This is a genomic window from Pseudomonas sp. SJZ077, from assembly GCF_007993905.1.
In the GTDB taxonomy this organism is placed as follows: Bacteria; Pseudomonadota; Gammaproteobacteria; order Pseudomonadales; family Pseudomonadaceae; genus Aquipseudomonas; species Aquipseudomonas mandelii.
Genome location: NZ_VIUJ01000006.1, coordinates 211,378 through 222,854, shown reverse-complemented (window position 1 = coordinate 222,854; position 11,477 = coordinate 211,378). Strand labels below are relative to the sequence as shown.

At 58.3% G+C, this 11,477-nt stretch carries 9 protein-coding genes; 3 read left to right on the top strand and 6 right to left on the bottom strand.

Going from position 1 to position 11,477, the window contains the following annotated elements; translation table 11 throughout:
- Positions 1–17: 17 nt before the first annotated feature.
- On the bottom strand, positions 18–146 hold the full coding sequence (locus tag FBY01_RS31820) for a hypothetical protein (protein WP_256577972.1): 129 nt from the start codon (positions 144–146) through the stop codon (positions 18–20).
- Between the two features lie 181 nt (positions 147–327).
- Here FBY01_RS31820 and FBY01_RS12275 point away from each other — a divergent pair, with 181 nt between their 5' ends.
- The 3 genes from FBY01_RS12275 (at position 328) to FBY01_RS12265 (ending at position 4,679) form a co-directional block, all read left to right on the top strand.
- Positions 328–1,383, top strand: a complete 1,056-nt coding sequence (locus FBY01_RS12275; RefSeq protein ID WP_145307626.1) for a tetratricopeptide repeat protein — start codon at positions 328–330, stop codon at positions 1,381–1,383.
- 126 nt (positions 1,384–1,509) lie between these two features.
- Positions 1,510–3,012, top strand: a complete 1,503-nt coding sequence (locus FBY01_RS12270; RefSeq protein WP_010460440.1) for an ATPase domain-containing protein — start codon at positions 1,510–1,512, stop codon at positions 3,010–3,012.
- A 14-nt stretch (positions 3,013–3,026) separates the two neighbouring features.
- The gene (locus tag FBY01_RS12265; RefSeq protein ID WP_154505554.1) at positions 3,027–4,679 is read left to right on the top strand and encodes an ATP-binding protein; all 1,653 of its coding nucleotides are present in this window, start codon (positions 3,027–3,029) and stop codon (positions 4,677–4,679) included.
- A gap of 30 nt (positions 4,680–4,709) precedes the next feature.
- Here the strand turns inward: FBY01_RS12265 and FBY01_RS12260 are convergent, their stop codons facing one another.
- From FBY01_RS12260 to FBY01_RS12240, 5 genes are all read right to left on the bottom strand, one after another.
- Positions 4,710–5,087 carry a response regulator gene (locus FBY01_RS12260; RefSeq protein ID WP_145307628.1) on the bottom strand — a complete coding sequence of 126 codons (378 nt, stop codon included), beginning with the start codon at positions 5,085–5,087 and terminating at the stop codon, positions 4,710–4,712.
- A 77-nt stretch (positions 5,088–5,164) separates the two neighbouring features.
- Complete coding sequence (locus tag FBY01_RS12255) at positions 5,165–6,346, bottom strand: hybrid sensor histidine kinase/response regulator (RefSeq protein WP_010460446.1); 1,182 nt, start codon at positions 6,344–6,346, stop codon at positions 5,165–5,167.
- A complete protein-coding gene (locus FBY01_RS12250) occupies positions 6,340–6,933 on the bottom strand; it encodes a chemotaxis protein CheB (RefSeq protein WP_145307630.1) in 594 nt (197 codons plus the stop codon). Before FBY01_RS12250 ends, FBY01_RS12255 begins: the two co-directional genes overlap by 7 nt.
- Entirely contained in the window at positions 6,930–7,763 is an 834-nt protein-coding gene (locus tag FBY01_RS12245) for a protein-glutamate O-methyltransferase CheR (protein WP_010460449.1), read from the bottom strand. The genes FBY01_RS12250 and FBY01_RS12245 overlap by 4 nt, the downstream gene beginning before the upstream one ends.
- Positions 7,763–11,254 carry a response regulator gene (locus FBY01_RS12240; protein ID WP_145307632.1) on the bottom strand — a complete coding sequence of 1,164 codons (3,492 nt, stop codon included), beginning with the start codon at positions 11,252–11,254 and terminating at the stop codon, positions 7,763–7,765. Before FBY01_RS12240 ends, FBY01_RS12245 begins: the two co-directional genes overlap by 1 nt.
- Positions 11,255–11,477 lie beyond the last annotated feature (223 nt).

The following is an 11,477-nucleotide window of genomic DNA, read 5'->3' as shown; positions in this document are numbered from 1 at the left end:
CTTTTTAGCCCTGCGCCTCATTCGGTCGCGGGGCTTTTTTTTGCTTTTTCAGAAGACAATGTGAGCCCGTTGCCATAGCAGGGATCAGGGTCGGTTTTGAGCCCGGGGTTGATCATCGCCTTGAAGTACTGGAGCAGCGGTTGCATGGGAACACTCTTCGAGCCATCTCCAGCAAGCGTAGTCACTGCTTCAAGGCTTCGACGGGTTTCAACGTCGACGTGACTTGTAGGCAAAATCGCCGGCATCGGACTGAGTCAGGGTTTGACTCACACGCCTACCTGACCGAAGCTGACAGCTTTGCAAAAGCTGCCAGCCCCGGATTCCTGCATGCCCCAGTCCCGCCGCTACTTGCTCATCAGCCTCTGTGTCCTGTTCGCCATTGCTCTTGCCTGGTTTTTCCTGCGCAGCACGACGCCCGTGGTGCCGGAAGCCATCAAGCGCGGCTATAGCGAAGCGTTGACCCAGGCGCGCGCCGGGCAACCGGGGGCCGCACGGGTGCTCTACCAGCAGCTGGGTCGCCCTGACCTGTCGCCCAAGCGCCGTGTCTGGCTGCATGCCGAACTGCCGAACTACCCGAGCCCGCAAGCCTTGAAACTGGCGGATGCAGACCTGCAAAACCCGTCGGCCGACGTGCGCATCGCAGCCATCAAAAGCATTGGCGGACTGGTGCCCAGTGGGCAGCGCAGTTTGCTGATCGGACCATTACTCGACGACAGCGAACAAAGCGTCCGGTCTGCCGCGATCAACGCGCTGCTGGGTTTATCGCCGGATGACCTGGGCTTGTATTTCGGGCCGTTGCAGCAAGCCATCGATGCCTGGGAACGGGACCTGAAAAGTCTCCCGGAAAGCGCCGAAACCCAATACCAGCTGGCCCGTCTGCACTTGCACAATGCCGAACTGAAAGAAGCGCAGCAGGCGCTGGAACGCACGCTGCAACTGGAGCCGAGCAATCTGCCGGCGTTGGTGATGCAGATTGAAGTGCTGGATAAACAAGGCCAAAGCGACGCAGCCCGGCAATTGCTGGCGAAACAGTTGAAGGCTCAACCCGACTCTGCCTACCTGCAACACGCCTTGGGGCTTTGGTTGCTGCATCACGGGCAAAGTGAATTCGCCCTGCTTGGGCTGTCCAAAGCGGTCGAGATCGAGCCGAACAACAAGGATTACCGCTACGACCTTGCGACTACGTTGCACGGCGAGCAAGAGCTGGAAGCGGCGCAAAACCAGTTGCAGGAAATCGTCCAGCGCCATCCGGCGGATCGCAAGGCGCGAGTGCTGCTCATCAACTACTGGAAAGAAAGCGGACAATTGCAGAACGTGCAGATCCTTCTGGCGCAGCTGGAACAACTCAATCCAGACGATCCGGCGTTGCAGCAGGGTTTATAACGCCACTGATATCACACCGGCAAAAAGGTTGAACCGTCGCCATGGCAAAAGGTCAAGTGATCAGGCAGTCCATTCAGGCACATCAGGCCTGCTGCCTCGCTTCCCCTAGTCATGAGAGGGTTTTTTTTGTCTACATCTAACGAGTTGTTCAGTGCAAAAGCCGCCACCGGCATCGACGGTCTGGATGACATCCTGGCCGGTGGATTGTCCCGCGGCCATGTGTTCTTGCTGGAGGGTGAACCCGGAACCGGCAAAACCACCGTCGCTTTGCATTTTCTGTTGGCCGGCGCCCGTGCCGGCGAGCGCTCGTTGTACATCACGCTTTCAGAAACCGAGCGCGAACTGCGCCAAGGGGCGTTGTCCCACGGTTGGGAGCTGGATGAAAACATCCACATCTTCGAACTGACACCACCAGAAAGCCTGCTCAATGCCGAGCATCAGCAAAGCCTCCTGTATTCCTCGGACCTTGAACTGGGCGAAGCAACCAAACAGATTTTCGAAGTGGTCGAACGGGTCAAGCCGACCCGTGTGGTCCTCGACAGCCTTTCCGAAATCCGTTTGCTCGCCCAGAGTTCCCTGCGATATCGCCGGCAGATCCTGGCGATCAAGCACTACTTCGTGCGCTACGACGCGACCGTGCTGCTGCTCGATGACCTGACCACCGAATCCCTCGATAAAACCGTGCACAGCGTGGCGCACGGCGTGGTTCGTCTGGAAGAACTGACGCCCAACTACGGCGCCGAACGCCGGCGCATACGTGTCGTGAAGTATCGCGGTCAAAAGTACCGTGGCGGCTTCCATGACTTCACGATCATGGGCGACGGTGTGCACGTCTTCCCTCGCCTGGTCGCCGCTGAACACCGCGGCGGTTATATCCGCCAGCAGTTGACCAGCGGCATCAAGGAAATGGACGCCCTGCTCGGCGGTGGCATCGAGACCGGTTCCAGCACGCTGATTCTCGGCCCGGCCGGTACCGGCAAGTCGCTGATCTCGATGATCTTCGCCGCCGCGGCCGTCGCCCGGGGTGAGAAAGCCGCGCTGTTTATCTTCGATGAAGAGCTGGGACTGCTGTTCGAGCGCATGAAAAACATGGGCATCGACCTGCAGGCGCTGCAAGACACCGGCAACCTGCTGATCGAGCAAGTCGACGCCGCCGAACTGTCCCCCGGCGAGTTCTCGCACCGGGTTCGTCGTTGCGTCGATGAGCGCAACATCAAAACGGTGGTGATCGACAGCATCAACGGCTATCAGGCCGCAATGCCCGAGGAAAACGCGCTGGTGCTGCACATGCACGAGTTGCTGCTGTACCTCAATCGCCGAGGCGCCGCGACGTTCATGACCGTGGCCCAACATGGGTTGGTCGGGGACATGCAGGCCCCGGTCGACATTACTTATCTGGCTGACACGGTGATTCTGTTGCGCTACTTCGAAGCGGTAGGCAAGGTTCGCCGGGCCATTTCAATTATCAAGAAACGCACCGGCAGCCACGAATCGACCATTCGCGAATACCGCATCGGCAGCGCAGGCATGACCATCGGCGAGCCTTTGGATGCATTCCAGGGTGTATTGCGCGGCGTTCCAACCTATCTGGGTGCCAGCCAGCCACTGCTCAAGGATGATGAACGGTGAGTGTTGTCGAGGCGATGTCCGAGCGCGCGCTTATTCTCGCGCCGCTGGGACGTGACAGCCAGATTGCGCTGATGATGCTTAACGAGGCGGGATTCGAGGGTCTTGTGACACGGGATCTGGTCACGCTGTGCAGCGAGCTGGCACAAGGTGCCGGCCTGTTGTTGATTTCTTCGGAAGCCTTGCTGGGTTGCGACCTCGAACCGCTGCTGGGCTTGATCGAGGAACAACCGGCCTGGTCAGACCTGCCGATCGTACTGTTGACCCACCACGGCGGGCCGGAACAAAACCCCGCGTCACGTCTCGGCCCGCAATTGGGCAACGTGACCTTCCTCGAGCGCCCGTTTCATCCGGTGACATTGATCAGCCTGGTCACTACCGCATTGCGTGGGCGACGACGGCAGTATGAAGCCAGGGACCGGTTGATTGACCTGAGCCAAAGCGAACTGCGTCTGCAAAATACGCTTGAAACCCTCGAACAACAGGTCGAGGAACGTACCGCCCAACTGCGTCATAACGAAGAAGCCCTCAGACAGTCGCAGAAAATGGAGGCTGTCGGCCAACTCACCGGTGGTATCGCCCACGACTTCAACAACATGTTGACCGGCATCATCGGCAGCCTCGAGTTGCTACGTCGACGCCTGGCCCGAGGTCGCACCGATGACCTGGACGGCCTGATCGATCTGGGGGTGACCTCGGCCAATCGCGCGGCCGGTCTGACCCATCGTCTGCTGGCGTTTTCCCGACGCCAGTCGCTGGATTCAAAACCCGTGAAAATGAATACCCTGGTGGTGTCCATGGGCGAGCTCCTGCAGCGCAGCATCAACGAAAGCATTCAGCTGGACATGCAGTTGAGCGAGGACTTGTGGGTGGCCGAGGCCGACCCCAACCAACTCGAAAGCGCCCTCCTCAACCTGGTGCTGAACGCCCGCGACGCCATGCCCGAAGGCGGAAAACTGGTGGTCAACACCTCGAATCAGCATCTGGACAAAGGTTTCACGCAGGTTCACAGCAACCTGCAACCGGGTGATTACGTCGTGCTGCGCGTGACCGACACTGGCTGCGGCATGCCGGAAGGCACCATCACCAGAGCCTTTGATCCGTTCTTCACGACCAAACCGATCGGCCAGGGCACCGGTTTGGGCTTGTCGATGATTTACGGTTTCAGCAAGCAATCCCACGGCCACGTCACCATCGAGAGTGAAGTGGGCAACGGTACGACGGTGAGCCTGTATCTTCCGCGTTACAACGGTGCGCTAGTCGAGGACACGCTGATCGACATCGCACACGCGCCTCATGCTCAGGACGGAGAAACCGTGCTGATCGTCGAGGATGATCCGGCGGTACGGGTGTTGGTCAGCGCAGTACTGAGTGAGTTGGGCTACGCCTTCGTCGAAGCAGGCGATGCCGACAGCGCGGTGCCGATTCTCGATTCCGGCCAGCGTATCGATTTGTTGATCAGCGATGTGGGATTGCCAGGGATGAATGGCCGGCAACTGGCGGAGATCGGTCGGCAATACCGGCCTGACCTGAAAGTGTTGTTCATTACCGGTTATGCCGAACACGCGGCAGTGCGCGGCGGATTCCTTGACCCCGGCATGCAGATGATCACCAAGCCGTTCACCTTCGACCTGTTGACGGCCAAGGTGCGGGAGATGATCAGAATCTGAAAGCCCCCATGACGGGGGCTTCGGGGCTGTTTACGACAGCATGTCCTGCATCAGCTCTTGCAACACGTTCAGATCGAATGGCTTGCCGAGGATCGGCGCCTTGCGCGTGATCGGGCTGTCGGTCTCGCGGATCTCCTGCGGATAACCGCTGATAAATATCACTTTGAGCTCTGGTCGCAGCTTTACGGCAGGCTCGGCGATCTGCACGCCGGAGATGCCGCCAGGCAGGCGAAAATCAGTGATCATCATGTCCAGGTGCGGCTTGCTCGCCAATATTTCGAAAGCCTGCTCGCCGTTTTCGGCCTGCAGCACCCGGTAACCCTCACCCGACAAGTAAGCGGACAATACCATCAGAATCGAGGGGTCATCCTCGACAATGAGTACTACATCTTGTGCATCTTCACTCATGGGAAGCCTTTGTTCGGTCAATAGCTGCTGATACGACCATGGGGTCGATCAGAGGTTGCGTTTATCCGGCTGTTTTCCTACAACGGCAGACAAACGCGAAATAAGGCGCCCTCGTTGATCTTGCTCTCGACGGCGATGGAGCCGCCATGGGCGGCGACGATCTGCTCGGAAATAAACAGCCCCAGTCCCAGCCCCGCGACCACGGTTTTGGCTGACACCCGTTCGAACTGTTGAAAAATGCGCTTCTGGTTTTCTTCACTGATACCGATCCCGCGGTCCTGCACTTCGACCCGTGCCTGACCCTCGTGACTGTAGACCCTGACATCAATCAGGCTCTTGCCACCATAACGCAAGGCGTTGGTCAGCAGATTTGAAATCACTTGTTCGATACGAAATTCGTCCCAGTTGCCGACCACTGGCTGCTCGGCGGTAAACGCAACGGAACACTCGGCGGCGTCAACTTGCGGCGCGAAGTTTTGCAGCAGGTTGCTGACCAACTGCACGAGGTCAAATCTGGTCGAGCGGATCGACAACTTGCCGGTGCGGATGCGTGACACATCCAACATGTCTTCAATGAGACGGATCAGGCTTTTGATCTGCCGCTCGTCACGGTCGACCATGGCGTGCATCTTGTCGAGGGTGAACGCCGACGCGTTGTCCCGGGCCAGGTGCATCTTGCGCAGCTGGGTTTCGAGGATCAGGCCATTGAGCGGCGTACGGACTTCGTGGGCGACGATCGACATGAAGTCATCGCGCATGCGCACCGCTTGCTCCAGTTCATTCTGGGTGGTCTGCAACTGCTTGAGCAGCGCTTCCTGCTCGCGGCGAGCCTGCTCCAGTTCTTCAACCTGTTGCTTCATCGCCTTGCTTTGGCGGTAGAGGTCGACGAAGACGTTGACCTTGCTTTTGACGGCGTGAATATCCAATGGCTTGTGCAGGAAGTCCACGGCCCCGCTTTCGTAACCCTTGAACGCGTAGTTCAGCTCGCGGCCCGCGGCACTGACAAACACGATCGGGATGTTCTTGGTCTTCTCTGTACCGCGCATCAACTCGGCCAGTTCAAAGCCGTTCATGCCCGGCATCTGTACGTCGAGAATGGCCATGGCGAATTCGTGTTGCAGCAGCAACGACAAGGCTTCGTCGGCGGACAAGGCTTTGTAGACCATGCGGTCTTCACGCTTGATCAGCGCCTCAAGTGCCAGCAGGTTCTCCGGCAGATCGTCGACAATCAGCAATTTGGCTTGGATGTTACTTAGCATGCTATTCGTTCCAGCTCGACAAGCAGACGGCCGATGCCGCGTATTGGGAGAATGTGGTCAGGGCAGTGCAAATCCAGCGCCGCCCGAGGCATGGTCGCGACCTGGGCTTCGTCCGGGTCCTGCACGATGGTCAGGCCGCCACGACGTTTGACCCGCGCCAATCCGTGTGCGCCATCACGGTTCGCGCCAGTTAGCAGCACGGCCGCCAGGCCTGGGCCATAGACATCGGCCGCCGACTCGAACAGAAAATCAATGGAAGGCCGCGAGTAATGCACGCGATCCTCAAGGCTCAGGGAAAAACTGCGGTCCTGCTCCACTGACAAGTGATAGCCCGGAGTGGCGAAATACAACGTTCCGGCTGCCACATCAATCTTGTCGCCAGCTTCCTCGACAGGCATGGAGACCCGGCGGGCAAAGACTTCGGCCAGTTGGCTGCGGCGCTCGTCGGGCAGGTGCAGGACTACGATGATCGGCAGCATGAAACCTTTACGCAACGGACTGAGAATGTTGAGCAATGCCTCCACCCCACCGGCCGAAGCGCCGATCACGATAGCTTCTATCGAAGGCAAATCCGCTGCATTGTTCATGATTTACGGTAAATCCGTTCTTGTTTGACCAAGGGCGAAAACTGGTTGCCGAAGGCGGAAAAATCCGGGGTTTCCTTACTGCCCAGCACCAGGAATCCCCGGTGACAAAGGGATTCATGGAACAAACCGAACGCGCGATCCTGAAGCTTTTTGTTGAAATAAATCAAAACATTACGGCACGAAATCAATTGCGTTTCTGAAAAGACGCTGTCCGTCGCCAGGCTGTGATCGGCGAACGTCACGTTCTCACACAACGTCTTGTCGAAAATCGCGTAACCATACGCCGCCGTGTAGTAGTCGGCGAACGAACGCTGGCCACCGGCCTGCTGGTAGTTGTGAGTGTAGGCGCGGACATTCTCCATGGAGAAAATCCCCTGTTTGGCCTTCTCCAGCGAGCGGGGATTGATATCGGTGGCGTAGATGATCGTGCGATCGAGCAAGCCTTCTTCGCGCAGCAGAATCGCCATCGAATAGACTTCTTCACCCGTGCTGCAACCGGCGATCCAGATCTTGATCGACGGATAGGTCTTGAGCAGTGGCACCACTTCCTTGCGGATCGCGAGGAAATGCGAAGGATCGCGAAACATTTCGCTGACCGGGATCGTCAGCAATTGCAGCAACTGCATGAACGCGGTCGGATCGTGCAGCACCTTTTCTTGCAGGGCCGAAATGGTATTGCACTCGAATTGCGCCAACGCATGATTGACCCGGCGCTTGATCGAAGCGCCGGAATAATCGCGAAAGTCGTAGCTGTACTTGAGGTAGATCGCCTCGATCAACAACCGCAATTCAATCTCGCTGTTACGCGCTACTGTTTCAATGCGTTCCACTAAATGCGTTCCATCTTCGGTAACCACACGCGAATCAGCGAAAACAGGCGATCCAGGTCAATGGGCTTGGCCAGGTAATCGTTGGAGCCGGCTTGCAGGCAGCGCTCCTGATCGTCCTTCATGGCCTTGGCCGTCACCGCAATGATGGGCAGCTTGCGCCAGCGCGGGTCCTTGCGGATCTCGATGGTGGCTTCGAAACCATCCATCTCCGGCATCATCACGTCCATCAACACCAGATCGATGTCCTCGACTTCATTCAGTTTTTCAATCGCCTCACGACCATTCCGGCCGATGACCACGACTGCACCCTTTTGCTCCAAAGCGCTGGTCAGGGCGAAGATGTTGCGTACATCGTCGTCCACCAGAAGCACTTTGCGGCCCTCGAAGACTTTGTCGCGGCTGCGCGCGGTCTTGAGCATCCGTTGGCGTTCATGGGACAACCTGGATTCGACTTTGTGCAGAAAGAGTGTGACCTCATCCAGCAAACGCTCGGGTGAGCGAGCGCCTTTGATGATGATCGAGCGCGAGTACTTGCGCAGCTCAGCCTCTTCGTCCCGGGTCAGGTTGCGTCCGGTGTAAACGATGACCGGCGGGAACGAGCAGATATCTTCGGTGGACATGCGCTTGAGCAGATCGTTGCCAAGCATGTCCGGCAGCTTCAGGTCGATGATCATGCAATCGAAAATGGTCGTGCGCAGCAGGTCGAGCGCTTCCTGGGCGAAGCCGACGGCGGTGATTTCAATGTCCTCGTCGCCGATCAGGCGAGCAATGCTGTCGCGTTGCAAATCGTCATCTTCGACCAGCAGCACCCGTTTGACCTTCTGGGTCAGCTTGGCTTCGAGGCGGGCAAACACGTCCTTGAGTTCTTCGCGAGTGGTCGGCTTGACCGCATAACCGATCGCGCCCATGTGCATGGCCGCCTCGACCCGATCTTCCACCGAAATCACATGCACCGGAATGTGGCGGGTTTCGGCATGTTCTTTCAGACGCTGCAATACGGTCAGCCCGGAATGGTCCGGCAGGCGCATGTCCAGCAAAATGGCGTCGGGAATGAACTCCCTGGCCAGGTCGTAGCCTTCATCGGCCCCGTGAGCGACCAGGCACTGGTAACCCAGTTCGTGGGCCAGATCGTAGAGAATGTTTGCAAAATTCGGCTCATCTTCCACCACCAGGATGCAACGGGTGGTGAATGGCGCCTTGCTGCGGTCATCATCGAAACGTGGAATGTCGACTTCGGCAATCAGCGGTACCAGCGCGGGCGTTGTCACCCTCGGTTTTGCGGCGACCGGGGTAGCCTGCATCGGCGCGACGGGCGCATCACCCGGTTCTACGTATTGCTGCGGCAGCACGAGGGTGAACACACTGCCCTGCCCCGGCTCGCTGGTGACGCTGATCGAACCGCCCAGCAACGCCGCCAGATCGCGGGAAATAGACAGGCCTAGCCCCGTGCCGCCATAACGGCGATTGGTGGTGCCGTCGGCCTGGCGGAAGGCTTCGAAAATGCTTTCCTGCTGGTCGGCGGCGATGCCGATCCCGGAATCGCGGACGATAAAGGCGATGCCGTCGTTCGGCTGGGACGCCACCGTGAGGCTGACGATGCCTTTTTCGGTAAATTTCACCGCGTTCGACAGCAGATTCTTAACGACTTGCTCCAGACGCTGGCGGTCGGTGAACAGCATCATCGGCGAACCGGGCTGCACGTCGACCTCGAACTCCAGCTTCTTGTCAGCGGCCATCGGCTCGAACATTCCGCGCAGTCCGTCCACCAGACGCGCAACGCTGGTGTTCTCGGGGCGCATTTCCAGCTTACCGGCCTCGACCTTGGAAATATCCAGAATGTCATTGATCAGATTGAGCAAGTCATTGCCGGCGGAGTAGATCGACTCGGCGAACTTCACCTGCTCGGCGCTGAGATTTTCCTGAGGGTTTTCCGCCAGCAACTTGGCCAGGATCAGCGAACTGTTCAACGGCGTGCGCAGTTCGTGGGACATGTTGGCGAGGAACTCGGACTTGTACTTGCTCGAGCGCTGCAATTCTTCGGCGCGCTCTTCAAGCTGGGCCTGGGCCTGGTTGAGCTCGGTGTTTTTCAAGTCCATCGCATCACGCTGATCGGCCAGGATCTGTGCCTGATCGGCGAGTTGTTCGTTGGTCTGCTCCAACTCGACTTGCTGGGTTTCCAGGTGAGCCTGGGACTCCTTGAGAATCCGCGATTGCTCTTCGAGCTCTTCGTTGGCGGTCTTGAGTTCTTCTTGCTGAACTTGCAGCTCTTCGTTGAGCTGCTGGGTTTCGGCCAGCACTTCCTGCAAACGCTGACGGTAGCGAGCGGCCTCGATTGACGTGCCGATGTTGCCGGCAATCAGCTCGAGCAATTCGACGTCGCGGTCGTCCAAGGGGCGCAGGAAACCTAACTCGATCACGCCATTGACCCGATCATCGTCGCTGGTGGGCACCACGAGCACGCTACGCGGCAGGCCTTCGCCCAGACCGGAGCTGACTTTGAAATAGTCGCTTGGCACGTCATCGAGACGGATCAGGCGAGCCTGTTGCGCCACCTGGCCGACAATCCCTTCATCGCTGTAGATCTGCTGGTCGCGCTCTTCCTGCTCGCGAGAAAAACCGTAGGACGCTATTCGTATGAGGCCGCCATGTTCTTCGCGCACATAAATAGCAGCGACCGCAGTGCCCAGATATTGCGCGCAGAACTGCAGGATGTTGCGCCCCAACAGGTTGAGGGACAGTTGCCCCAACACCTGCTCGGCCAGTTCGGTCTGGCCGTTGCGCAGCCACGCTTGCTGTTCCAGGCGCCGGGCGCTGGCCTGTTGTGCGGCGAGGTTGGCGCTATAGCTTTGGGACAGGTTGAGCAAATCGCGACGACCGATATAGGCCAGCAAACCGCTGATGCCGAGGATGAACAGCAGGTAAAGGGAGATGCTCCAGATCGTGGTGCGGCGCACTTCCTCGTTGCGCGTGGTGCGCAACTGCTGCTCCATGTCGATCACGTCTTCGAATTGCTTGCGGATTTCGTCAGTCAGCCGTTTGCCCTGCCCAGCTTTGACAGCACCGCGATAATCACCGTTAGTGCGCTGCAACTCGATCATGGATTGCGCATAGTTGGCCCACTCAACCTGCAAGGCCTGGAGTCGGCGCAGACGATCGGTCTGAACCGGATTGTCGGCCGTGAGTTCGAGCAAAGTATTGAGCGCGACCGCGATTCTCGGCTTGGCCGTTTCGTAAGGGTCGAGAAAATGCTCATCGCCGCTGATCAGAAAGCCACGCATCCCCGTTTCCAGATCAACGGTCAGTTTCACCGCCTCATTGGCGTTATTGATCACCCGGTCGGTGTGCTCGACCCACTGGATTACCGACAGCAGGTAAGTGATCAGCGAGACAAAGAACACCGCGCTGAGCACACCAACGCCCAACGGCAGACTGATGTTGCGGCTCAGGAGTTTACGGAATCGTTGCTCATCAACCGAAGACGCAGGGGGCATGGGGAGGCCTTGTCGAACTGTTCAAAACCAGGGAGTTTGCCCCAAAACGGGCACATTGATCCAACTTTCTGCGGCCTGTCCGGGCAAATCCCCGCATTTAGCTGCGATCGATCTAAGGAGCGGTTATCCTGCCGTCTCTTGTACAGCTATTCTTTTTTGCACAACGCCGGGAACTTGTCGGGATCTGCCACTTACTCATGATAGAGCCCGGCGATTTCGATCG

Coding starts and splice junctions, on each gene's coding strand:
- FBY01_RS31820 (WP_256577972.1), bottom strand. CDS start 146: ATGCAACCGCTGCTCCAGTACTTCAAGGCGATGATCAACCCCGGGCTC.
- FBY01_RS12240 (WP_145307632.1), bottom strand. CDS start 11,254: ATGCCCCCTGCGTCTTCGGTTGATGAGCAACGATTCCGTAAACTCCTG.
- FBY01_RS12275 (WP_145307626.1), top strand. CDS start 328: ATGCCCCAGTCCCGCCGCTACTTGCTCATCAGCCTCTGTGTCCTGTTC.
- FBY01_RS12260 (WP_145307628.1), bottom strand. CDS start 5,087: ATGAGTGAAGATGCACAAGATGTAGTACTCATTGTCGAGGATGACCCC.
- FBY01_RS12250 (WP_145307630.1), bottom strand. CDS start 6,933: ATGAACAATGCAGCGGATTTGCCTTCGATAGAAGCTATCGTGATCGGC.
- FBY01_RS12265 (WP_154505554.1), top strand. CDS start 3,027: ATGTCCGAGCGCGCGCTTATTCTCGCGCCGCTGGGACGTGACAGCCAG.
- FBY01_RS12255 (WP_010460446.1), bottom strand. CDS start 6,346: ATGCTAAGTAACATCCAAGCCAAATTGCTGATTGTCGACGATCTGCCG.